Source organism: Streptomyces sp. NPDC007095 (assembly GCF_040634475.1).
Lineage (GTDB): Bacteria > Actinomycetota > Actinomycetes > Streptomycetales > Streptomycetaceae > Streptomyces.
The window spans coordinates 16026-39398 of the sequence record NZ_JBEYFS010000017.1 but is presented as its reverse complement, the minus strand read 5'-3'; the positions used below and the strand labels follow the sequence as shown (position 1 = coordinate 39398).

General features: G+C 69.5%; 20 protein-coding genes and 3 pseudogenes. 10 read left to right on the top strand and 13 right to left on the bottom strand.

The genetic code is table 11. The features are described 5' to 3' along the window. Positions 1-53: 53 nt before the first annotated feature. Positions 54-665 carry a helix-turn-helix domain-containing protein gene (locus ABZ656_RS08655; protein ID WP_360265855.1) on the bottom strand — a complete coding sequence of 204 codons (612 nt, stop codon included), beginning with the start codon at positions 663-665 and terminating at the stop codon, positions 54-56. Between the two features lie 164 nt (positions 666-829). Between ABZ656_RS08655 and ABZ656_RS08650 the strand changes: the two genes are divergently transcribed. The 7 genes from ABZ656_RS08650 to ABZ656_RS08620 all read left to right on the top strand — a co-directional run bounded on the left by ABZ656_RS08650 (position 830) and on the right by ABZ656_RS08620 (position 9414). Further along, positions 830-1402: an ester cyclase gene (locus ABZ656_RS08650; RefSeq protein WP_360265852.1), complete on the top strand. Its 573-nt coding sequence runs from the start codon at positions 830-832 to the stop codon at positions 1400-1402. Between the two features lie 367 nt (positions 1403-1769). Continuing rightward, positions 1770-2645 (top strand): AraC family transcriptional regulator, encoded by an 876-nt coding sequence (locus ABZ656_RS08645; protein WP_101408344.1) that lies wholly within the window; start codon positions 1770-1772, stop codon positions 2643-2645. A gap of 214 nt (positions 2646-2859) precedes the next feature. Further along, on the top strand, positions 2860-4851 hold the full coding sequence (locus ABZ656_RS08640) for a maleylacetate reductase and hydroxyquinol 1,2-dioxygenase domain-containing protein (RefSeq protein ID WP_360265849.1): 1992 nt from the start codon (positions 2860-2862) through the stop codon (positions 4849-4851). Positions 4852-4865: 14 nt separating this feature from the next. Continuing rightward, on the top strand, positions 4866-6629 hold the full coding sequence (locus tag ABZ656_RS08635) for an FAD-dependent monooxygenase (RefSeq protein ID WP_101406725.1): 1764 nt from the start codon (positions 4866-4868) through the stop codon (positions 6627-6629). 116 nt (positions 6630-6745) lie between these two features. After that, entirely contained in the window at positions 6746-7528 is a 783-nt protein-coding gene (locus tag ABZ656_RS08630) for a CoA transferase subunit A (RefSeq protein ID WP_101406726.1), read from the top strand. Next, a complete protein-coding gene (locus ABZ656_RS08625; RefSeq protein ID WP_360265845.1) occupies positions 7528-8172 on the top strand; it encodes a CoA transferase subunit B in 645 nt (214 codons plus the stop codon). The genes ABZ656_RS08630 and ABZ656_RS08625 overlap by 1 nt, the downstream gene beginning before the upstream one ends. A 51-nt stretch (positions 8173-8223) precedes the next feature. Then, the gene (locus ABZ656_RS08620; RefSeq protein ID WP_101406728.1) at positions 8224-9414 is read left to right on the top strand and encodes a thiolase family protein; all 1191 of its coding nucleotides are present in this window, start codon (positions 8224-8226) and stop codon (positions 9412-9414) included. A gap of 16 nt (positions 9415-9430) precedes the next feature. On the opposite strand, the gene ABZ656_RS08615 is transcribed toward ABZ656_RS08620, so the two are convergent. Continuing rightward, on the bottom strand, positions 9431-9838 hold the full coding sequence (locus ABZ656_RS08615) for a MarR family transcriptional regulator (RefSeq protein WP_360265841.1): 408 nt from the start codon (positions 9836-9838) through the stop codon (positions 9431-9433). 629 nt (positions 9839-10467) lie between these two features. On the opposite strand from ABZ656_RS08615, the gene ABZ656_RS08610 reads away from it, so the two are divergent. Next, positions 10468-10881 (top strand): SRPBCC family protein, encoded by a 414-nt coding sequence (locus ABZ656_RS08610; RefSeq protein ID WP_101406730.1) that lies wholly within the window; start codon positions 10468-10470, stop codon positions 10879-10881. Positions 10882-11076: 195 nt separating this feature from the next. On the opposite strand, the gene ABZ656_RS08605 is transcribed toward ABZ656_RS08610, so the two are convergent. Together ABZ656_RS08605 and ABZ656_RS08600 are read right to left on the bottom strand one after the other, a co-directional pair. Next, the gene (locus ABZ656_RS08605) at positions 11077-11769 is read right to left on the bottom strand and encodes a hypothetical protein (RefSeq protein ID WP_360265837.1); all 693 of its coding nucleotides are present in this window, start codon (positions 11767-11769) and stop codon (positions 11077-11079) included. 112 nt (positions 11770-11881) lie between these two features. Next, positions 11882-12304, bottom strand: a complete 423-nt coding sequence (locus ABZ656_RS08600) for an SsgA family sporulation/cell division regulator (protein WP_360265834.1) — start codon at positions 12302-12304, stop codon at positions 11882-11884. 504 nt (positions 12305-12808) lie between these two features. On the opposite strand from ABZ656_RS08600, the pseudogene ABZ656_RS08595 reads away from it, so the two are divergent. Continuing rightward, positions 12809-13141: pseudogene (locus ABZ656_RS08595) on the top strand (HoxN/HupN/NixA family nickel/cobalt transporter); the annotation flags it as partial. On the opposite strand, the pseudogene ABZ656_RS08590 reads toward ABZ656_RS08595, so the two are convergent. The 7 genes and pseudogenes from ABZ656_RS08590 to ABZ656_RS08560 form a co-directional block, all read right to left on the bottom strand. Beyond that, positions 13112-13589: pseudogene (locus ABZ656_RS08590) on the bottom strand (aldo/keto reductase); the annotation flags it as partial. The pseudogenes ABZ656_RS08595 and ABZ656_RS08590 overlap by 30 nt on opposite strands. 5 nt (positions 13590-13594) lie before the next feature. Then, a pseudogene (locus ABZ656_RS08585) lies at positions 13595-13785 on the bottom strand (ATP-binding protein); the annotation flags it as partial. Positions 13786-13855: 70 nt separating this feature from the next. After that, complete coding sequence (locus ABZ656_RS08580) at positions 13856-14479, bottom strand: malonic semialdehyde reductase (RefSeq protein WP_218978449.1); 624 nt, start codon at positions 14477-14479, stop codon at positions 13856-13858. A 138-nt stretch (positions 14480-14617) separates the two neighbouring features. Then, positions 14618-16636, bottom strand: coding sequence for an acetoacetate--CoA ligase (locus tag ABZ656_RS08575; RefSeq protein WP_101406733.1), 2019 nt, complete (start codon positions 16634-16636; stop codon positions 14618-14620). 16 nt (positions 16637-16652) lie between these two features. Further along, positions 16653-18269, bottom strand: coding sequence for a bifunctional 3-(3-hydroxy-phenyl)propionate/3-hydroxycinnamic acid hydroxylase (locus ABZ656_RS08570; RefSeq protein WP_360265831.1), 1617 nt, complete (start codon positions 18267-18269; stop codon positions 16653-16655). Further along, positions 18266-19204, bottom strand: coding sequence for a fumarylacetoacetate hydrolase family protein (locus tag ABZ656_RS08565; protein WP_101406735.1), 939 nt, complete (start codon positions 19202-19204; stop codon positions 18266-18268). Before ABZ656_RS08565 ends, ABZ656_RS08570 begins: the two co-directional genes overlap by 4 nt. Beyond that, the gene (locus tag ABZ656_RS08560; RefSeq protein ID WP_101406736.1) at positions 19201-20346 is read right to left on the bottom strand and encodes a VOC family protein; all 1146 of its coding nucleotides are present in this window, start codon (positions 20344-20346) and stop codon (positions 19201-19203) included. The genes ABZ656_RS08565 and ABZ656_RS08560 overlap by 4 nt, the downstream gene beginning before the upstream one ends. Before the next feature lie 137 nt (positions 20347-20483). Between ABZ656_RS08560 and ABZ656_RS08555 the strand changes: the two genes are divergently transcribed. Next, positions 20484-21119, top strand: a complete 636-nt coding sequence (locus ABZ656_RS08555) for a TetR/AcrR family transcriptional regulator (protein ID WP_101406737.1) — start codon at positions 20484-20486, stop codon at positions 21117-21119. 367 nt (positions 21120-21486) lie between these two features. Here ABZ656_RS08555 and ABZ656_RS08550 read toward each other — a convergent pair whose 3' ends face one another. Further along, positions 21487-21903: a hypothetical protein gene (locus tag ABZ656_RS08550; RefSeq protein WP_101406738.1), complete on the bottom strand. Its 417-nt coding sequence runs from the start codon at positions 21901-21903 to the stop codon at positions 21487-21489. Between the two features lie 321 nt (positions 21904-22224). Beyond that, positions 22225-23271: a zinc-binding dehydrogenase gene (locus ABZ656_RS08545; RefSeq protein ID WP_101406739.1), complete on the bottom strand. Its 1047-nt coding sequence runs from the start codon at positions 23269-23271 to the stop codon at positions 22225-22227. Positions 23272-23373 lie beyond the last annotated feature (102 nt).

Genomic DNA, 23373 nt, shown 5'->3' with positions numbered 1-23373 from the left:
GAGCGGCGACCGGACGAGCGTCGCCGCACAGGGGCGGCTCTCGGCGAACGGTGTCAGCGAAGAGTCGCGACCGAAGTGCGGTAGAGGACTTCCTCGGCGCGGTCCCATGACCAGCCGTTCTCCACCACGAGCGTTCGCCAGCCGGTGGGACCGAACCAGTACCAGAGAAGGTCGGCCGTCTCCTTCAGCGAGTGGGAGGGCGCCGGAGTCAAGTCGTGCAGGTGGTGGGCGGTCGCGCGGAGTGCGTCCCGGTACGCCGCGGTTGCGCGCTCCCACAGGGCCTCGCCGTTCTCGTGCACGGGCAGCGCCTTGCGGATCGCTTCATGCACGGCGAACTGCCCCTCGTTGCCCATCCGCGTGCCATGGGCCAGGGCTTTCAGGACCGACTCCGGCGTCCGCAGGACGAGCAGGTCCTCCATGGCCCGCTCGTAACCAGAGGCGATCACACCCTGGTCGACGATCCGGTTCAGGATGTCGCTCTTGCTCCCCACACTCGCGAACACGGTCTTCGAGGCGATGCCGGCCGCCGAGGCGATGTCGGCGACGGTCACTCGACCGTAGCCGTGCTCCGCGAACAGTTCCGTGGCCTGACCCAGGATGAGTGCCCGCGTCCGAGCGGCGGCCTGCTCGCGCAGCGGGGAGACGTAGCGGCGCTTGGACGGCATGGCGCCATCCTAAGACGTGAATTCATTAGGCGTGCTATAACCTCAATATCCGCCGGTCGGCCGCACGCTCGGCCCCGGTCACGACCGCGCCACCTGTCCCCCTCGGACGGGTCGACGTCACCCCTCAGAGCGCACACCCGTCGAAAGGGATCAACGCAATGGGCATGGATGCCACGGACCTGGCCCACGGACTCTTCCGGGTCCTCGAGACAGGCGATCCGGCACTGGCCGCCGAGGTGGTGCACGAGGACTTCCACAACCGCGAGGCAGCCGTGTCGCCCACGGCCTGCGCACTCCCCGGGCCTGCGGGAGTTCTTGCCTCCGGCGCGTGGATGCGCTTCGCCTTCAGCGACCTGACCTTCCCCGTCCTCGGTACCGCCCGCAACGACGAGCAGGTCTGGGTGCGGCTTCGCATGCGGGGCCGCCACACAGGTCCCTTCGTCCGCTTCCGTGACGGCGCACTCGACCAGGCCATACCCCCCACCGGGCGTGACATCGACTTCGAGCAGATCCACGTTCTCGAACTCCGCGACGGCAAAGTGGTCGGCCACGAAGCGGTGCGCGACGACATGACCATGCTCGGCCAGCTCGGCGTCTTCCCGCCCGCTCCGGCCACCGCGCTGCGCATGGTTGCCTGGCGGGTGGCCGGAAGGGCCACGCGCGCCGCGTCCGACGTCACGGCTGAAACCGTCGAGGCGGCCGGCCGCCTGCAGGGCATCCCGGGACCGGGCCGCTGAGGCGCTGAGCCGAAAGCCTCCTCGACGTCCTGGCAGGCCAGGCTCCACCGGGATTACACGGACAACGTTCACGCAACCACTCGACGATCATGTCGTCCCGAGCGGCCGCGCCTCCGGCGGTGTCGCCGTCGGGGGCCCCTGGTCCAGCCGCCCGCGTCGGTAGTGGAGTCCCCCTGAGGCCGAGCGCCTGCGTCCCGCCGACCGATCCGCCCCCTGCCCGGCGGTACGGCAGCGTCAGGAGGGACCGTCCGCCGTATCCGGCCGGCGGGAATACCCGACAATGATTTAGCACTCAACAATATGGACCTGATCGCGGACCGTATGGGAGGCTCGCATGGGCACCACCGCCGAGATCGGGGATGGAACTATGTCTGAGCTGGGGCTCCTCGACACCGGCGGCATCCTGCGCCAGGCATGGGTCGCCCCGGACCGGACGAGCTCGGGGCTGGGCTGGGAGCACGCGTATCTGTCCACCCAGCGGGAAACGCCGTACCACTCGACCTTCGACGGCGCCCCCACTCACCTGCTGATCCTTCACCTGAGTGGCCCGGTGACCGTCCGACGCCGGTCGGGCCGGTCGATGCGGGCCCAGCGGATTCCGGCAGGGGGGCTCTTTGTCCACCCGGCCGGTCGCGCGCTGGATGTCGAACTCCAGGGGGGCCTCGACACCGTCCACCTCTATCTCAGCGACTCGGCCCTCCAAGAAGCGCACGGCGGCCGTGAGGCGGTGGAACTCGCCGAGGAACTGGGCAGCTCGGACCCGCTGATCGAGCAGGTCATGCTGGCTCTGGACGGCGCCGTGCGGCAGTGGGAGCCCTCCGCCCGTACCTACGTCGATCACCTCGTCGGCATGCTCGCCGCCCAGCTCGCCCAAGCGCACACGGCCGGTCGGCCCGCGGCCCCGGCCGGCGCGATGTCGGGGCTGACCTCTCAGCAGCTCGTGTCCGCACGGGAGTTGATGGAGCAACACATCTCCGACCCGCTGCGCGTCTCCGATCTGGCCGCGGCCACCGGGCTGAGCACGAGCCAGTTCAGCCGGCAGTTCAGGACGAGCACCGGGAAGTCCCCGCACCAGTTCCTGTTGCAACTGCGGCTGGACCACGCACGCCGGATGCTGCGCACCACGGTCCTGCCCATCCCCGACGTGGCCGTCCACTGCGGTTTCTCCCATCAGGAACACCTGACGCGCGTGATGCGCGCCAAGCTCGGCACGACCCCCGCCGCGGTCCGTCGCGCGGGCTGACGTCGAATTCACGGCCTGCCCCGCCGCGCTCCTTTCCTCCGGCGCACCACGGGCACCGCATCCACCCCGCATCCACCCCGCGCCCCCGTTAGGCCATCGCCCCGCGCCGATCCTGCAGAAACACGCTCGAAACGTGCAGGAGTCCGGGCACCCGTCGTCCCCACACTCGGTGTCAGAAATTCAGGGACCCACGGCACACGCGAAGGCGGACCCCATGCGGAATTTCGTGTACACCTCCCATCCCTCGCGGATCGTCTTCGGCACCGGAACGGTCAGCCAGGTCGGTGCGGAGGTCGAGCGACTCGGCTGTTCCCGAGTCCTCCTCCTGTCCACTCCGTCGGTGGCCAAGGCCGCCGCCCGGGTCCGTGATGTCCTCGGTGACGTCATCGTGGCGGAGTTCGACGGTGCCACCATGCACACCCCGGTGGACGTGACCGAGCGGGCCCTCGACGTCCTTCGGGAACACTCCGCCGACTGCCTGGTGGCTGTCGGCGGTGGTTCCACCACGGGGCTGGCCAAGGCACTCGCGCTCCGCACCGATCTGCCGCAGCTGATCCTTCCCACCACCTACGCGGGTTCCGAGGTCACCCCCGTCCTCGGGGAGACGCTGGACGGACGCAAGACCACGGTGGCCTCGCCCGCGATCCTGCCCGAGACCGTTGTCTACGACGTCGAGTTCACCCTCGGCCTGCCGGTGGGCCTCTCGGTCACCAGCGCGGTCAACGCCATGGCGCACGCCGTGGAAGCCCTGTACGCGCCACAGGCGAACCCCGTCATCGACGCCATGGCGCTCGATGCGATCGCACTGAGCGCCCGCGCCCTGCCGGCTCTCGTGGCCGAGCCGTCCGACACCGCGGCACGCGCCGACCTCCTGCATGCCGCCTGGCTGGCCGGTACCTGCCTCGGCTCCGTCGGTATGGGCCTGCATCACAAGCTGTGCCACACGCTGGGGGGTGCGTTCGACTTGGCGCACGCCGAAACGCACACCGTGATCCTGCCGCACGCGATGGCCTACAACGCCCCGGCCGCCCGGGACGCCATGAGCCGCATCGCCGGCGCACTCGGCGTGCCGGACGCTCCGAGCGGGATGTTCGACCTGATCACCTCGCTCGGGGGCCCCACCTCGCTGCGCGAGCTGGGCATGGCGGAGGCGGATCTGCCGCAGGCCGCGCGGCTGGCGGTCGCCACGCCGTACCCCAACCCCCATGAGCTGACGCCCACGGGAATCGAGAGCCTGTTGCGCGATGCCTGGCAGGGCCGCCGTCCGGCGGTTTCCGCGGCGCCGACTCCTGCCCCGCGGACCCCAGGGCTGTCGGCCCCGGCGGCGCACGGCGTGGCTTCGGACGTGGAGCGCCTGACCGCCCAGGTGGTGGCGAGCTTTGCGGACGCACCCGATCCGCGGGGCAGGCAGCTGCTCAGCGACCTCGTACGGCACCTGCACCACTTCGTGACGAGCAATGACGTCACCGAATCCGAGTGGCAGCAGGCCATCGACTTCCTGACCCGTACGGGACAGATCTCCACCAGCACCCGCCAGGAGTTCGTGCTGCTGTCCGACACGCTCGGTGTCTCCAGCATCGTCGACCTGCTCACCCATTCACGCACCCCGCAGACCACGCCGTCAGCGGTCCTCGGTCCCTTCTACACGGACGGGCCGCCGGAAACCGCGCAGGGCGCCGACATCTCACAGGGCGTGGCCGGCACTCCGCTGTGGGCCGACATCCTCATCACCGATACGGACGGACGGCCCGTGCCCAATGCCGTCACGGACGTCTGGCAGGCCAACAAGGACGGTTTCTACGACGTCCAGTTGCCCGAGTTCGACGGACCGGTGCTGCGGGGCCGCCTGCGCACCGACGAGCAAGGACGCCTGCGCTTCTGGACGACCCTGCCGGCCGAGTACCCGATCCCGGACGACGGACCGGTGGGACAGCTGCTCCAAGCCGTCAAACGTCATCCCTACCGTGCGCCCCACCTGCACTTCATGATCGCCGCCGCCGGCCATCAGCGCCTGATCACCCAGCTGTTCGTGAAGGGGGGCCACTACATCGACTCCGACACCGTTTTCGGCGTCAAGGAGGGCCTGATCGTGGATTTCCCACGCCAGGTCGGACCGACCCCGGACGGACGTGCCGTCGACGGGGAGTGGCGCAGTCTGCAGTTCACCTTCCGCATCGCCCGCCTGGCCGACGGCCCCGCACACTGATCTGGAGCAGTCTCATGGACTCGACCCACACCTACGACACCGACGTCCTCGTGGTCGGCAGTGGCCCCGCCGGTGGATCCGCGGCCCTGCTCCTGGCCACGTACGGCATTCGCACCCTGCTCGTCACCAAGTACGGCTGGCTGGCCGACACCCCCCGTGCGCACATCACCAACCAGCGGACCATGGAGGTACTGCGCGACCTCGGCGTGGACGGCGAGGCCGCCGCGGCCGGGAGCCCCGCCGAACTCATGGGCGACACCGTTCTGTGCACCGCCCTGGCCGGCGAGGAGATCGGCCGGATCCGCAGCTGGGGCACCGGCCCGCACGCGGCGACCGAGTACGGTGCCGCCAGCCCCGCGCAGATGATCGACCTTCCGCAGACCTTTCTGGAACCGATCCTGGTGAAGAACGCAGCGGCGCGGGGAGCCAAGATCCGCTTCGACACCGAGTTCCTCAGCCTGGAACAGGACGCCGACGGAGTCACCGCCCGGCTCCGGGACCGGGTACGCGGAGACGAGTTCACCGTGCGGGCCCGCTACCTGATCGGTGCCGACGGCGGCCGCAGCAGCGTGGCGGAGCAGATCGGACTGCCGATCGCCGGACAGAGCGGCAAGGCCGGCAGCATGAACATCGTCTTCAAGGCCGACCTGTCCCGGCACGTGGCCCACCGCCCGAGCGTTCTGTATTGGGTGATGCGTCCTGGCGCCCACATGGGCGGCATCGGCATGGGGCTGGTGCGCATGGTGCGGCCGTGGAACGAATGGCTGCTGGTGTGGGGATACGACATCGACCAGCCCCCGCCCCACATGGACGAGGCGACCGCCCGGGACATCGTCCACGACCTCATCGGCGACCGCGACATTCCCGTCGAGATCACGTCGAGCTCGCTGTGGACGGTCAACCACAGCTATGCCACGACGTATTCAGCCGGGCGGGTCTTCTGCGCCGGGGACGCGGTCCACCGGCACCCGCCGTCCAACGGCCTCGGTTCCAACACCTCGATCCAGGACTCGTACAACCTCGCCTGGAAGCTCGCCATGGTCATCCGCGGTCAGGCCGGCCCGGAACTCCTCGACACCTACACCGCGGAGCGGGCACCGGTCGGCCGGCAGATCGTCGACCGCGCCAACCTCAGCCGTGACCAGTTCGGCCCGATCTTCCAGGCATTGGGACTCGACGAATACAGCGAGGAGGAGGACATCGTCGACGGTCTCGCCGCGTGCCGCAGCGGGACGGCCGACGGCACCAAGCGCCGACAGGCGCTGGAAGAGGCCATCCAGCTGAAGAACTACGAGTTCAACGCGCACGGCGTCGAGATGAACCAGCGCTACGACTCCTCCGCGGTCGTCCAGGACACGGGCGCCGCCGAGGAATGGACCCGGGATCCGGAGCTTTTCCACCAGCCGACGACCCGCCCCGGCGCGAAACTCCCGCACGCCTGGCTCGTCGACGGCAACGGCCACCGCCTGTCCACGCTGGACGTCGTCGGCAAGGGAACGCTCACGCTGATCACCGGCCTGTCCGGTGAAGCGTGGGAGTCGGCCGCGGCCGACTGCGCCGAGGCCCTGGGGATTCCCCTGAAGTGCGTCCGTATCGGCGCCGAGGACAGCCGCGACGCCTACGGCGAGTGGCGCCGGACATCGGAGGTGGCCGAGGACGGATGCCTGCTCGTCCGCCCGGACGGGCACATCGCCTGGCGGGCCTCTTCGGCGCCGGACTCCGACTCCGCGGCATACGGCGAGCTGCTCGAAGCCGTGAGGACCGTACTGCACCGTTGACGACCGCGCCGCGACACCCGCGTACAGCCACACACTCACACCCCCACACGGAAACCCGAACACAGGCAGACACCGCTCGGGGCGAGTCTGCCGGACCGGAACGGAGCGCAGTGCACATGGACAAGGTGGTTGCCACGGCCGAGGAGGCACTGGCCGGCGTCATGGACGGAGCGTCCCTGGCCGTGGGTGGCTTCGGCCTCAGCGGCGTCCCCGACGTGCTGATCCACGCGCTGTACTCGACCGGCGTGACCGGGCTGAGCGTGGTCTCCAACAACTGCGGCGTGGACGGCGGTGGCCTGGGCATCCTGCTCGCCGCCGGTCGCATAGCCCGCGTCACCGGCTCATACGTCGGCGACAACAAGGAGTTCGCCCGCCAGTACCTCTCCGGTGAACTGCTGGTCGAACTGACGCCGCAGGGCACGCTCGCCGAGCGTCTGCGCGCCGGCGGATGCGGCATCCCCGCCTTCTTCACGCCCGCCGGTGTCGGTACCCAGGTCGCCGAGGGCGGCCTGCCCTGGCGCTACGCCCCCGACGGCACCGTGGCCGTCGCCTCACCGGCCAAAGAGGTCCGCGAGTTCGACGGCCGGCGTTACGTGCTCGAGCACGGCATCACCACCGACTTCGCACTGGTGCGGGCCGCCAGGGGCGACCGCCACGGCAATCTCGTCTTCCACCGCTCGGCCCGCAACTTCAACCCGCTCGCCGCGATGGCCGGCCGCGTCACGATCGCCGAGGTCGAGCAGTTGGCCGAGCCCGGCGAACTCGACCCGGACGAGATCCATCTCCCCGGCGTATTCGTCCAGCGCGTGGTGGAACTGACGCCGGACCAGGCCGCGGACAAACACATCGAACGGCGCACTGTCTCCGCGCCGTCGGAACGAGGGACGGTGCGGCACTGATGCCATGGACCAGGGACGAGATGGCCGCGCGCGCGGCGGCGGAGATCCAGGACGGCGACTACGTCAACCTCGGCATCGGACTGCCCACGCTGGTGCCCGAGCACGTGGCCGAAGGCGTCCACGTGGTGCTTCAGTCGGAGAACGGTGTCCTCGGCGTCGGGCCGTACCCGGCCGAGGAGGACGTGGACCCCGACCTGATCAACGCGGGCAAGGAGACGGTCACCGTACTGCCGGGTGCGAGTTTCTTCGACTCCGCGTTGTCCTTCGGAATGATCCGGGGCGGTCACATCGACACCGCCATTCTGGGCGCCATGCAGGTCTCCGCCACCGGAGATCTCGCCAACTGGATGATCCCGGGCAAGATGGTGAAGGGCATGGGCGGTGCGATGGACCTCATTCACGGCGCCCGCCGGGTCATTGTCGTGATGGACCACTGTGCCAAGGACGGCAGTCCGAAGCTCGTCGACGCGTGCACCCTGCCCCTCACCGGCATGGCGTGCGTCGACCGCGTCATCACCGACCTCGGCGTGCTGGACGTCACCGAGGACGGGCTCGTCCTCGTGGAGACCGCTCCCGGCGTCAGCACGGACGAGATCGTCAGCCGTACCTCCGCGCCCGTGCGCGTGCCGGACCATGTCGGCTGACCCTGTCTCAGTACTCCCCCTCCCAACTTTCCCCCACCACAAGGAGTCCCGATGAACGAGCGCCTGCGGGACGTCTACGTCGTTGACGCCGTCCGCACCCCGATCGGCCGCTACGGCGGTGCCCTGTCCGCTGTGCGCCCCGACGATCTGGCCGCCGGAGTCGTACGTGAACTGCTCCGCCGCAGTCCCGCCCTGGACCCGTCTCTCATCGGTGACGTGTTCTTCGGAAACGCCAACGGCGCCGGGGAGGAGAACCGGGATGTCGCCCGTATGGCCGTGCTGCTGGCCGGTCTTCCCGTGACGGTCCCCGGAACGACCGTCAACCGGCTGTGCGGCTCGGGGATGGAGGCGGTCATCCAGGCCGCCCGCGCGGTGGCGCTCGGCGACGCCTCCGTAGCCGTGGCCGGCGGAGTGGAGTCCATGAGCCGCGCCCCGTGGGTCCTGCCCAAACCGGAGCGGGCCTTCCCGGTCGGCAACCAGCAGCTGTACTCCACCACCCTCGGCTGGCGGATGGTCAACCCGCGGATGCCTGATGAGTGGACCATCCCGCTCGGCGAGAGCGCCGAGCTGATCGCCGACAAGTACGGCATCACCCGCGAGGCCCAGGACGCCTTCGCGCTCGCCAGTCACGAGAAGGCCGCCCGGGCGTGGAAGGACGGTGCGTACGACGCCGAAGTGGTCCCCGTCGAGAGTGTGGACCTGCCCCGCGACGAGGGGATCCGGGACAACACCTCACTTGAAGCGCTGGCCCGCCTCAAGCCGGTCTTCCGTGCGGGCGGCACGGTCACGGCCGGCAACGCCTCGCCTCTCAACGACGGTGCGGCGGCCCTGCTGCTGGTCGACGAGGCCGGGCTGGCCGAGACGGGGCGCGAGCCGCTGGCCAGGATCCGGGCCAGTGCCGTGACGGGCATCGAGCCGCAGTACTTCGGCCTCGGCCCGGTCGACGCGATCCGCAAGGCCCTGTCGAAGGCAGGCCGCACCTTGGAATCCCTGCACACCGTCGAGCTCAACGAGGCGTACGCCGCCCAGGCGCTGGGCTGTCTCGCCGCCCTGCCGGAACTCGACTCCGGCATCCTGAACCCGAAGGGCGGCGCGGTCGCCATAGGGCATCCCCTCGGCGCCTCCGGCGCTCGCATCACCGGAGCGATTGCCCATCAGCTCGCGGAAGCGGGCTCGGGCACGGGCCTGGCCGCGCTCTGCATCGGCGTCGGGCAGGGCTTGGCCCTGGTCCTGGAGCGCTGAGGCGGCCACCTCCGGGTCAGCGTGTCGTCGCCACGCGTTCGAGTGCGGCGGTGAGTGCGGCGAGGTCGTGGCCCGCGAGGTTGTCGAGGACGTGCCGTCGGATGCTGGCCAGGTGGGCGGGCCAGGACTCCTGGAGGCGGGCCAGGCCGTCGTCGGTGAGGACGGCGTTCCAACCGCGCAGGTCTTCCTGGCACTTGGCTCGTTGGACGAACCCCTGCTTTTCGAGGCGGTTGACTACACGGGTCATGCCACTGAGCGAGAGGTTGCAGGCGGTGGCGAGCTCACTCATCCGCATCCGGCGGTGGGGCGCCTCGGACAGGAACATGAGGGGGGTGTACTCGGAAAGGGGCAGCCCTCCGTCGCCGACCATGTCCGCGTCCACCAGTCGTGGCAGCGCCATCATGACGTGAGCCAGGGCGCGCACGAGAGCTTCTCCGCTCCGGGCGAGAGGAAGCAGCGGGACTCTTCGAATGACGCGCCTATCGGCTTGGCGCCGGTGTTGTGAAGGACGAGCGGAAGCCTCAGGCGAGCCATGGAGCAGTGGACGATCACGGCAAAGGAAAGAGACTCCCCGGACTTCAGCCCCCGCTCCCGTGGCCTACGTCACCTGGTGAGCCTTCGCCAACTGCCTCAACGCCTGCATCGCGACGGCCTTCGGGCGGCACTGCAAGAGTGCCGTCGGGCTATGGTCCATTGGTGCGACGGTAGGCCGCGCCATTCTGCCCAGCGCGGGTCGTCGAGCACCTCTTCGGCATCACGCAGACGCGCGGCCTCCAGGAAGACCATCAAGTCGGAGTCCGAGTGGGCCGGGCCAAGAATCTCTTCGGCGCCGTAGAGGTGGTTCGTCTCCCGGCGACCGCCGACGCGGACGGCTCATGCACAGAAGCGAATTCCACCCGTAAGGTTGCCTCCACGGCCGCAACCGAGCCACTCGCCAGCCTCCGGATTCCGTGTTCGGTGCCCCGGGCCGCGATGAACGGTCTCTGCGCGAACCGGGCGATCCATGCTCTTGTTCCGTTTCGTCACAGAGCGCTCGGGGGACCTGTTCGAACCATGGGTGACTACAGTGAGAGCATCACCGTGCGCGTGCCCTCGGACCGGCTCTTCGCCTACCTGTCCGATGTGCAGCATCTGCATTCCTACATGCCGCGGCTCAGGGCCGCGCGCCCTCACGACGGCAACAAGGTCACCGTCACCGCCCACGTCGAACCCGTTGATGCGCCGGAACAGGACGTGACCAGTGAGGCGTGGCTGACAGTGGTCGAGGACGGCAAGAGCCTGGAGTGGGGTGCGCCGGGACCGCACGACTATCACGGGCGGCTGCATGTGGGCCCAGGTGAGACCGCCGATACCTGCCGCCTCACCGTGGAGCTGCATACCGAGCACGCGGAAGGCGAGCAGATCGACCACGGCCTCGACGAGGCATTGCGCGGCATCAAGCAGGCGGCGGAAGACGCTGAACGCTGACACCGCCTCAGCACGGGGAACCACCTGTCGGCGCCCGCTGCCGGGGCAGCAGTGCCGCATACCCGGGGGCCTGCTTCTGTAACATCGCCACCGGCCGCAGCAGCATCTCCTTCTCGGCCGTATTCCGACCGGCTCCGACAGCAGCGGGCGGGGCTCCGACGCCTTCGCCACGGCGAAGCCCGGGACCGTCCCGCTCTAGATATTCGTGCCGGAGTCGCCCTCGTCGTTCGAAGAGTCCCGCTGCTTCCTCTCGCCCGGAGTGGAGAAGCCCTCGTGCTCGTCCAGCAGCTCCAGGAGCGCGGCGTCCGCCTTCCGCCTGTCCTCTTTCGTCAGTTCGAGAGGTGCGTTGCTGTAGACGGTGTACCGGTCGGGATCGACGATGTTGGCGGCTCTCAAGGTGAACGTCAGAAGGGGGCGCCACCCCTTGCGGTGGCCGACCCTCGCCTGAATCTGGGCCTTGTAATCACGGGGCTCCGGAACGAATCCGGAAAACGGTGCCTCGAACTCGATGAAGAGTTGCTGCGCTTCCCTGCCGGCCACGGCGAATACGGCCGGCAACCTCGGCTCCTCCTCCGGCCCAGGCTGGAGACGGGACGGTGAAGAGATCCACAGGAGTGGCAGATGGGAGGCGGGCTCATCAGGGAAGGTCAACCTGAGATCCTGCACGACTATCGGCTTGGCGCCGGTGTTGTGAAGGACGAGCGGAAGCCTCAGGCGAGCCATGGAGCAGTGGACGATCACGGCAAAGGAATGAGGCTCCCAGGACTTCAGGTGCCCTCGCCTCGCGTTGATCCACCAGAAGGATGCGACGGTAAAGATCAACGCGCAAACCGACACAACGCCGGCGCCAGGAATCGATGGAAACGCTTCCTGAACTGCAGCGGCCATCAACGGAAGCACAGATTCAGTGTGCCAGCCTCAGGATGGGCGCGCTAACAGAACTCGGTGAGGCGGGGGCCTTGAGCGGCCCAGCCTCTCGCTGCGGATCAGCTGGGTTCCCTCATCCTTCGGCGGTGAGATGCGCCAGCAGAGCATCCAAGTCGATGTGCCCGGGCTCGGCCCCCCTGGGCACCACCGCCTCCGTTTCCTGCAGGAACGCCTTGATTTCATGCGCGGGGGCCTTGAGCAGGGCCGTACCAGACGGCGGATTGAGGAGGACGTGCAAGTCGCAGACGTCATGCTCCTCCGCGGGCCATACGCGTATGTCCCCCTCGCCGGCGAGGCCCTCCAGGCCATCGGCCAGAAGATCCCGCCCAATGATCCATTCCACCGTCTCGTCGCTGCCGACAACGGTGAATGCGGCGCGGACAGCATAGGGATCGCTGGGCTCGTACTGCAGTCTCATGCTCGCGGAGAAGGACATCTCATGCGAGACGACAAGCTGCACAGATAGCCCCTGAGCCACGGTTTTCAACGACTTCATCGGTCTTACTCCTGGTGCCTCGACTCATCCGTGGAGGGCCATCGGAAGGGATTCCGCCGGAGCCCAAGAGGCCCGTGCGGTGATACACCGAGGTTCCATACAGCGTACGGAACATCTCTGCAGAGTAATACCATACGTCGTATGGAAAGTCGAAGAGTGCTATCAACGAGGAGAGAGTCACCTGTCACTCGTGATGACGGCGACACGGCGCCGGAACACCGGGCTTCGTGCCTGGCGACGCTGCGCATGGCGAACCGGATCGCCCGGCCGGGACCCGCGCATTGCGCGAGAGCGGCCGTGACGAAATTCCCCGGCACATCACATGGTCAACGGCAGGTCGAGAACCGTGCACGTCGCCGTGGCAACCGCTGGCGGTAGGGAGGCGGACGCCGATCTCGGGATCAGCGACTCCTGACCGCACCCGGGAGGCAGGCAGGAGGGGCTCAACGGCACCCTCCTGCCTGCACCTGTTCCGTACAACGCACGGTTCACGACAACGCACGGTTCACGCTGGTGGCGATCGTGACCCCGGAGCACTACAGACCGGGTACCAAGGGCTTCGGGATCGGCATCGGGGTGAGCGCCTACACCCTGGGCATGCGGCACGCGTTCGACGCCGACCACATCGCCGCGATCGACAACACCACCCGCAAGCTCATGGACGAGGGCCGACGCCCTCTGCCGGTCGGCTTCTGGTTCTCCCCGGGGCACTCCAGCGTCGTTTACGTGCTGGCTCTCCTGCTCTCCCTGGACGTCAAATCCCTTGCCGCACCGGTCCGCGAGGACAACTCCGAGCTGCACCACGTCACCGAGCTGATCGGCACGACCGTCTCCGGGTTCGCAAAGCGCGCCAACCTGTTCGGCGACCGGAACCTCCGGGTCGATCCGGTGCAACTGCAGAAGGTCGACGCGCTCGGTCCGGAGCCCGTACAGGCCCTGCTCGACCTGCTCTCGCAGGCTCTCCGGCCGTACGTCGTACGCCCACCCTTCCGGCCCGGACTGGGTGACCCCAACCTTGGTGGGGATCAGCAAGTCGTCCGGGTATGGACACAGGGCCTCGGCCAGGAGTTCCTCGTTGGCGCCCCATCCGTACATGCGGGCGGTGTCGATCAAGGCAACGCCCAGCTCGACGGCGCGCCGGGCTGACCGCGCTGGCGGCTTCCCGTCCAGGGCCGGGCTCGGTCGGCAGGCGCACGGCACCGAACCCAAGCCGAATTGCCCGGTGTTCGCCCCCGATGGAGAAGGTGCTCACCGTGCCCGGATTGTTCGTTGGGCTTGAAGTCATCGGCTTCCCAGCTCGTCGACGCAGAGAAGGTCGACTCGGCCGTAGCAGGCGATCGTCTTGGTCAGCTGCTTCTCGTCGGCGGCCCCGACGAGCTCGGTGGCCAGGACATGACCCGGTAGCCAATCATCGCGGCTACGGCACAAAGCGCGATCGGCAAGTGGGACTTGCCGGCGTCCGAGTCACCGATGAAAAGGGGCGCCGGCACTCGGAAGAGCACCGGCGCCCACGGCATGGCGCCTCTCACCTACCACGCGGCGGCAGTGCCCTCAGGCATAGGCGACGGCGTCTTCGACGGGCACGCGGGGCAGCCGCGGGAACCACGGGTCGGCACCGGGGTGACCGATGTTGACCACCAGTTGCGAACGCCAGCCGGTACCGGAGAAGAACTCCCCGTCCACGCCGGCCTTGTCGAAGCCCGCCATCGGACCGGCCGCGAGCCCCGCCGCGCGCACCGCGAGCAGGAAGACACCGGTCTGCAGTGCCGAGTTGTAGGCCGCGATGCCCTCGCGCACGTCGATCCGGTCGGCGAACGCCGCTCGCAGCATGTCGCCGCGCGCCGGGAAGACTGTCGGCATCTGCTCGTGGAAGTCGACGTCGTACGCCAGGATCGCCACGGCCGGCGCACTGAGCGTCTTGGCCCTGTTGCCCTCGTCGAGATGCCGGACGAGTCGCTCCTTGCCCTCGGGGGTGCGCACGAAGAGCACGCGCAGAGGCTGGCCATTGGCGGCGCTCGGCGACCAGCGCGCGAGTTCCCAGATCATGGCGAGTTCGTCGTCGGCAACGGCCGCCTCGGCAAAGGTGTTCACGGTGCGGGCCTCGGTGAACAGCACCTTTCGTCCGGCGTCGTCGAGGACATCGAGGGCCTGCGGTTCGCAGTCGGTCACGCTCATCATTTCTCTCTTGCTTCGGTTGTGTGTGGTGCCGGGGCGGGTTGACCGCCCCGGCACCACCCCGTGGGGACGGGGTTTGCGGAGCCGGCCGGGGCACAAGGACCCGGTGCTGTCACATGCGCCTGTGCCTGGCCGACGTCATGTGTCGTGTGCCGACCGCTTGTTCCGCTCCGCGCCCAGGCGGGCGAAGTAGGCGATCAGGGCGGGGTTGTCGACCGCCTCGGGGTTCAGGACCTGCTCGGCAGGGGCACCCTGGAGCAGGCGCTTGACGGGAACCTCGAGCTTCTTGCCGGTCTTCGTGTGCGGGAGGGCCCGTACGGCGAGGATCTCGTCGGGGACGTGGCGGGGCGAGGCGCCGGTGCGGATCGCGTCGCGGATCCGGACGCGCAGGGAGTCGTCCAGGCCGACCCCGTCGGCGAGGACCACGAAGAGCGGCATCCAGTAGCCGCCGTCGGGTTCCTCCGCGCCGATGACGAGGGCCTCGGTGATCTCGGGGAGGCGTTCGACGACGTCGTGGATGTCGGCACTGCCCAGGCGCACACCGTTGCGGTTGAGGGTGGCGTCGGAGCGGCCGTGGACGATCACCGAGCCGTGCGAGGTGAGCGTGATCCAGTCGCCGTGCCGCCACACACCGGGGTAGGCGCCGAAGTAGGCGTCTCGGTAGCGGCTGCCGTCGGGGTCGTTCCAGAAGTACAGCGGCATGGACGGCAGGGGCCGGGTGACGACCAGTTCGCCGACCTGGTCGAGGACAGGGGTGCCCGTCGCGTCGTAGGCGGCCAGCGCCACGCCCAGGCTGGGGGCGGACAACTCCCCCGCCCAGACAGGGGTCGTGGAGGCGCTGCCGGCGAAGCCCGAGACGATGTCCGTGCCGCCGCTGGTGGACGCCAGCTGGACGCCGGCGCCCACGTGATCGCGGACCCAGGGGTAGGCGGATGCGGGCAGAGCGGAGCCGGTGCAGCCGACGACGCGGATGGCCGACAGGTCGTGCACAGAGGGTTCGATGCCCAGCTTGGCCATGGCCAGCAGGTACTGAGGGCTGGTGCCGAAGACGGTGACCCTGTGACGGGCCGCCAGCTCCCACAGGACGTCCGGACGCGCCTGCGGTGCCGGGCTGCCGTCGTAGGTGCAGGTGGTGGCACCGGTCAGCAGGGTGGAGACCACCAGGTTCCACATCATCCAGTGGGTGGTGGTGTACCACAACAGGCGGTCCCCGGCGCCCAGATCGGTGTGCAGGCCGAGCATCTTGAGGTGTTCGAGCAGGACCCCGCCGTGCCCGTGGACGATGCCTTTGGGCAGGCCGGTGGTGCCTGAGGAGAAGACGACCCACAGAGGGTGGTCGAACGGCACCGGGGCAATGGTGAGGTACTCGACGCGGGTGGCCGCGTCCTCCCAGGGAACCCTCAGTCCTGAGTCTCCGCCCTCGGGCCAGGCAAGGCCCACGTGGTCCACGAGCACCGTGGCTTTCAGCGTCGGCAGGGCGTCGGCGAGTTCGAGGGAGGCCGCACGGCGGTCGTGGGTGGTGCCATTGAAGAGGTAGCCGTCCGCGGTGATGAGCACCGTGGGTTCGAGCTGGGCGAAGCGGTCGGCGGCGGCCTTGGGCGCGTAGTCCTGGCCGCACACCGACCACACCGCGCCCAGGCTTGCGGTGGCAAGGAAGGCGACGATGGCGTGGGGGGTGTTGGGCAGATAGCCCACCACCCGGTCGCCCTGTCCGACGCCCAGGTCGCGCAGGCTGGCAGCGACGGAGGCGACCCGGGCGCGCAGCTCCCGGCCCGTGATCTCATAGCCGGCTCCGGCCTCGTCCAGGGCGGTGATCGCGGGAGCGTCCGGCTGCAGGTTGCGCAGCGCGTGATGGGCGTAGTTGAGGGTGGCGCCGGGGAACCAGCGGGCGCCGGGCATGGTCTCCTCGGCCAGCACCTGCTCGTACGCAGTCGTCGCGTCGATGTCGAAGTACTCCCACACCGCGGCCCAGAACCCTTCGAGGTCGGTGACGGACCACTGGTACAGGGCTCGGTAGTCCGTGGGGTCCTGGATCCCTTCGGCGCCCCGGTTCCGGGCCGCCCACCGGGCGAAGTCCGCGACGCGGCTGTGGGCGGCCGACTTCGGGTCGGGAATGAAGAAGGGTTCCGGATACGGCGCGGTGTGCGGGGTGGTCATGGTGTGGTGCTCCTCGTCAGGCGGGCCGGGCGTCGGCGGTACGGCGGGCCGTGTGCAGCAGGGGGGCCCAGGCGACGGTGTCCGTGAAGTCGCCGGTGCCGGACGGGACGATGTCCATCACGACGCGGTCCGGGCGCAGCAGGACGGCGCCGGCACGGCCGCGTGCCAGCCAGCCGGCCACGGTGCCGCCGTCGCCCAGGTCGTCGACGTGGATCGTCTGGGCGCCCAGTGCCGTGGCCACGGCCGTCATCTGCGCCGTGGGCGGCACAGCGGTCAGGACGGCGAAGGAGTCCCCGAGGACGTCATCGAGGCGCACTCGCCTGCCGTCATGCCGTACCCAGGGCTGCGGGCAGAAGGTGCCGGCCAGCACGCGGCCGGTCAGCCTGGGGCGGCGCCGTACGAGTGGACCGGCGGTCAGGGCGGGGCTGAGGTCACGGCTCACCGCCTCGGTCACGCCGGGGATGCGACAGACCGTGCCCACGACGGCCCGGCGGAACGCCGCACCGCGGTCCTGTCCGCCGGTCATGGCCCAGCCGACGGCGACCGCCACGCGGATCACATGGCGGGCGTGCGGCTTGCGCTCGCGTTCGTAGGTTTCCAGCAGCCCCTCGGGGGCGCCCTGTTGGAGGACGCTGGCGAGCTTCCAGGTGAGGTTGTAGGCATCGCGCAGGCCCGCGCACAGACCCTGCCCGACGAAGGGCGGGGTGAGGTGGGCGGCGTCGCCCAGCAGGAAGACACGCCCCCTGCGCCACCGGTCGGCGAGACGGGCCTGGAAGGTGTACTGCGCCTGCCGTATCACCTCGAAGTCGTCGCCCGGCGAGGCCGGCAGGTCCACCCAGGGCGCGACCAGCTCGCGCAGTCGCTCCCATCCGTCCGGGCCGTCCAGATTCTGGTCGTCGGCCAACCGGAACTCCCAGCGGTAGCGGTCCTCGCCGACGCGCATGAAGGTGGCAGGCCGGTTGGGGCAGCAGATCTGCTCGGCACCTTCCCAGGTGCGCACCGGGCGGCTGGTGCGCACATCGATGACCCGCCAGCTCTCCTCGAAGTGCAGGTCCTCCCACACGGCGCCGATGGCGTCACGGGTGAGACTGCCCGCACCGTCGCTGCCGAGGACGGCATCGGCCCACAGGTGCTCTTCCTCGTCGCTGCCGTCGCGACGGAAGGTGACCTGGACCGGACCCGTCGGATCGTTCGGTCCGTCCGTGTCCCGTGCGACGGACTGGGTGACGGACACGACCTCCACCCCGCTCCACAGCTCGCACTCCGGGCGGCGCGCCAGGGCGTCACGCAGCAGGCGTTCCAGATCGGGCTGGTCGAACATGCTGGTCTGCGGGAAACCGTGGTGTCCGTGCATGGACCGCGGGAACTCGGTGATCACACGGCGCTGGGCGTCCAGCAGCCGCAGTCCGGGCGCCGGGCGGGCGAGGGCGGCGAACTCCTCGTGGACACCGACGCTCTGCAGGATCCGGCGGATCTCGTCGTCCACGACGACCGCGCGCGGCAGGGGGTAGATGTCCCCGTGGCGTTCGAGGAGCAAGCTGCGCACTCCGTGCCGGGCGAGCAGCAGGCCGGCCATGACCCCGACGGGTCCCGCACCGATGATCACCACCGGTCTCCGGGACGCGGCCTTCATGCCGCGTCCGTAACGGGGGTCCGCTGCTCGCCGAGGTCGATCCGTCCGTCCGGAGTGGCGATCGTGGCGGTGATGAGGTCACCGCTGTGCAGGTACTTGGGGTTCTTGGCCTGGCCCTTGAAGAACGCCTTCCACTTCAGTGCGGGCGGCAGGAGCGCAGCGATCTTCTCGGCCGCCTTGGGCGGGGCCTTCAGGGCCGTGCCGCCGGGAGTGCCCGTCAGCAGCAGGTCGCCCGGGTCGAGGGTCTGGAAGCGGGCGAGCAGGGTGAGCGCCTGTGCGGGGCGTACGATCATGTCGGCCAGCGTGCGGTCTTGGCGCGACACGCCGTTGACCGACAGCCGCAGCCGCAGGTTCAGCAGATGGGCGAAGTCCTCGGGCTCCAGCAGGGCCAGGTACGGCCCCGTCGGCGTGAAGGTCGGATAGGACTTGCTCTCGTAGAACTGGGTCTTGGTGAGCTGGACGTCGCGGGCGCTGACGTCGTTGGTCAGGACGAGGCCGGCGACGTAGCGCGGCAGGTCCTGCTCCTCGACGACGGTGCCCACGGGCAGGGTCGCGCCCATGACGAGGCCGAGTTCCACCTCGTAGTCGAGGAACTTCACGTGCGCGGGACGGATGATCGTGTCATGGGGGCCGCTGACCGAGCCGGACGCCTTACGGAAGAAGGTGGGCGGGATGTCGCCGGTGAAGCCCGAATCCTTGGCGTGGCTGCGGTAGTTGACCATCTGGGCGACCACCCGGCACGGGGTGGTGACCGGAGGCAGCGCCACCAGGTCGGCGACGGGCGTGCCGCTCTCCGCGGAGGCGGCGGCTTCGCGGACCGCGTCCCGGTCGGCGAGCAGTTCGGCGGTGGTGGCCGCCTTGGTCTCGACGCGGACGGCGCGTTCGTCCCGGACGACCCACCAGCCGTCGGTGGTGCGCAGAACGTTGGTGGTCATGAGTTCATCGCTTTCATCAGGCCCAGCAGGCGTGCGGGGTCGAGTTCGTTGTCGTCGCGCAGGGCCGTCATGACCTCGCGCAGCTTGGCGGGGGACGGGTTGGCGCCCAGGAAGTCTCGGGTGACGGGCGGGCCCCACTGGGCCAGGCCGCTCGCCGACATCGGGGCCCAGCCGGGGTCCAGGTCGCAGGAGAAGAGGTCGCCGTCGGCGAAGTGCTCCAGCATGAAGTGGTCGGGGTCGCGCCAGTAGTCGAACAGCTGGCTGCCCTGGATGTGCCGGCCGATTCCCCAGCTGCGCTTGTAGCCGCGCTCGGCGAGGTACTCCCCACCGGCGGCGATCGTGTCGAGGTCGGTGACCTGGTAGGCCGAGTGGACGTAGCCGGTTCCGGGCCCGAGGTGCAGGGCCAGCGTGTGGTGATCGACGGCCACGCTTCCCTGGTCGCACCGGATGAACGCCATCGTCGGCCCGCGTCCGCGCTGCCCGTCCAGGAACAGGAAGTCGGACACGATCATCCCGAGGGTGTCCAGGTACCAGTCCAGGGTGCGGGCGAACACCCGTGTCTCCAGCACCACATGGCCCAGCCGCTGGATACGGGACGGCTCACGGGGCGGACGCTGGGTGGCGTTCGTACGACGGTGATCGGTACCGAAGTTGAGGATCAGCGGCTCCTGCTCGGGCAGGGCGGGCAGCTGTTCGGTGCAGTGCACGACCCGGACCGGCAGGCCGGAGGGATCGAGCAGGGCGACCGACTGCCCACCGCCCGGTACGCCGATGTCCCGGACGGTACTGCCGGTGGCGCTGGCCAACCGGTCCAGGTCGGCCCGCTCGGCCGCGCGGAACGCCGGCCCGATGAACCGGGACGCACGCCCCCGCCGGATGACCATGCAGGGTGAGCCCGCGAAGGTGCCGCGCAGCCACAGTTCCCCCTCGGTGCGGGCGGCGATCGCGAACCCGAAGTCACGCGCGAAGACCTCGGCCCGGTCCAGGTCCGGCTTCTCGAACTCAAGCCAGGCCAGATCCGCCGCCTTGATCACGGGGTTCCGGGAACGTCCGGGATGCTCTCCGCGCAGGGCGCCCTGCTCACTGTGGAGGTCTTGGTGGGGCGTCTGGGGAGCGGCCCTGTTAACGGGGGTGTGGGACATGGTGTCCTCCAAGCAACACTGCTGTAATGAGGAAATCATCAACTTTGCCGTTACTCATCGTCAATAGGGTGGACCCAAATAATTGATAATCTCATCAGTAATGGCAGACTCATCGCGTCGGTTGTTACACTCGCCGTATGCCGACGTCAGCCCCGCCCAAGAACCGCTTCGAGCGGCGCCGCGCCGAGACCCGTCAGGCGCTCGTCCGTGCGGCCCGGCAGATCCTCGCGGAGACCGGGGACACCAGCGCCAGCATCCAGGCCATCGCCGAGCGCGCGGACGTCGGTTTCGGCTCCTTCTACAACCACTTCGAGTCCAAGACGGAGCTGTTCGACGCCGCGGTGACAGACGCCCTGGACGAGTTCGGGCAGGTCATAGACGAGCGCGTACAAGGAATCGACGACCCGGCCGAGCTCGTCGCCGCGGGCTTCCGGCTCACCGCCCGCATGGCCGACTCCCACCCTGAACTCATGCGGATCCTGCGGGACCGCGGTCTGGCCTACATCCACTCCGAGCGCGGACTCGCCCCGCGAGCCCTGCGCGACCTGGAGAACGGCATCGCCTCGGGCCGCTTCACCTGCCGCAACGCGACCACCGCCCTCTCCGCCTTGGGCGGCACCCTGATGTCCCTCGTGGCGCTGCGGCTGGCCCGCCCCGACCTCGACGGAGACGAGGCCGCCTCGGACCTGGCAGAGATGGTCCTGCGCATGCTGGGCGTCCCGCCGGACGACGCCCACGAGGTGACACGGCGGCCGCTGCCCGACGTCCGTTGACCCGCGCACCGACTGCGCCAGGGGCCCGTGGACACCGAAAGGCCGTGAGCCTCACCCCGTCCGCCGGTGGCCGCGTGGGCCCTTGCCCGCGACCACGACCAGCCCGTGAGAGCGGGCTCTTCCCGGACACCGTGCAACCAGATGCGGCCGGCTGAGGCTTCGCAGTCCACCAGCGCGGCGTGACGTCTTCAGCGTGGACTTCATCGCGGACAGTCTCCTGTCCCGTGCCGCACATGAACTCAGCCCGCGAGCGGACGAGCTGATCCACGACGTAGAGCAATGCCTGCGGCGCGAGGTCCCCGAACTGTGGGACGAACCCGACATCGCACAGATGACGAGGGAGAACGTCGCCGAGCACGTCATCGCTCTACTTTTCGGCATCGAGCACGGCATCGGGCCAAGGCGGATCGATCAGCCGGCCTCCGACGCAGAGCGCGCGCGTCGGCTGGCTCAGCGCGGAAAGCCGGTCACAGCGATGCTGCGCGCCTTCCCCCTCGCGCACGGCCGTGTCCTCGACCGGCTGCTCGAAGCTGCCCCGGCTCACCAGCGATGCCGAGTCGATCAACGCGGCGGCACGCAAGCTGATCGCACTGTCGATCGAGTACATGGACCGCAGATCGGAGACGGGCGTCCTGGCCTTCCAGGAGGAGCGGGATCGCCGGGTGCAGTGGCGGCTGTCGGTGGAGAACGAGGCGAGCGCACGCGTCGGAACGACCCCGGACATCGCCCATACCGCCCAGGAGTTGGCGGACCTGGCCACCGAGCGATTCGCCGACGCCGTCACCGTCGACCTCCTCGACACGTCTTCCGGAGAAGACCCTCCCTCGAAGGGCACACTCGTGGTCCGCCGGGTCGCCCAGCGGTCGGCGTTGGACGGTTGCCCCGAGACGGCCTGCCTGGAAGCGATCTACGCGGAATCGTCGGTTTTGCCGCAGCAGCTCCACAGGTATCCGGACGGATCACCACCGGCTCGCGCCCTGGTCACCGGCCGGCCCTCACGGCACCACCCCGGCCCGTCCGCATCCGTGGGCGCCGGTGCTCCCTCAAGCACCGGCGCCCACTCACCCCTGCCCGAGGTGGTCTTGATGAACTTTCTGTTCAGTTATCAGGGAACGAGGATGAGGCGGATCGGGTCGCCGATCTTGTTCTCCAGCCGGTTGACCGCGTCGGCGGCCTCTGCGAGCGGAATGTGGTCGGTGATGGAGGGGGCCAGGTCGAGACGGCCGACCTCGGCCAGCCGGACCAGCTCGGTGACGGACTCGGGGCTGCCGCCGTAGTGGCCACGCACCTGCTTGCCCAGGTAGTTGAAGGTCAGACCCTCGGTGATGGTGAGGGGCCTGGGGCTGATGCCGACCAGGATGAGGACTCCGCCCAGGCCGAGTGCGGCGGCGGCCTGCTCGCGGACCGCCGGCACGCCGGCGCAGTCGAAGGCGAAGTCGAGGCCTCGTCCAGCGGTGGCCGCGCGGACCTGGTCGGGGAAGTCGGGGGCAGCCGGATCGAGGGCGAAGTCCGCGCCGAAGGCCAGGGCCCGTTCCCGGGCGCTGGGCAGCGGGTCGACGGCGATGATCGGTGCGGCGCCGGCCAGGCGGGCGAGGCGTACGTTGTGTGCGCCGACTCCGCCCACGCCCCAGACGCCGACGGACTGGGCGGGGCGTACTCCGGCGGTGGTGACGACGGCGGCGTAGGGGGTGGAGACCGCGTCGGGGATGATCGCGGCCTGGTCGAAGGGGAGGTTGTCGGGGATGGGGATGAGGGTGTCCTCGCGGGCGAGGGTGTACTGGGCCCAGCCGCCGTCGTAGTCGATGCCGGCGGTGAGCATCTGGGTGCAGGGGCGGCGGCGCACGCAGCCGGCGCACTGGCCGCACGTCTTGCCGGCCTCCAGGGTGACGCGGGTGCCGGCGGTCAAGCCGCGCTTGAGGTCGGGGCCGAGGGTGTGGATCACACCGGAGACCTCATGCCCGACGGTGACCGTGTCGGAGGTGGCGAACAGCGGGACGAGGGAACCGTCGATCAGGTGGACGTCGGAGAGGCAGACGCCGGCGGCCTTGACCTCGATGAGGACTTCGCCCGGGCCGGGCACGGGGACAGGGACCTCCTCCACGGCGAACTTCTTGCTGTCCAGGTGGAAGCGTCCGGCGAGCATGGTGTCCATGGTGCTCTGCTTTCTGTGAGCGGCACTCCCGGCGGTTCGGGCCGACGGGTGCCGTGTGGTGCCTCGTGGGTGGGTGGTGGCCGGGAGGGGTGCGGGCGTCAG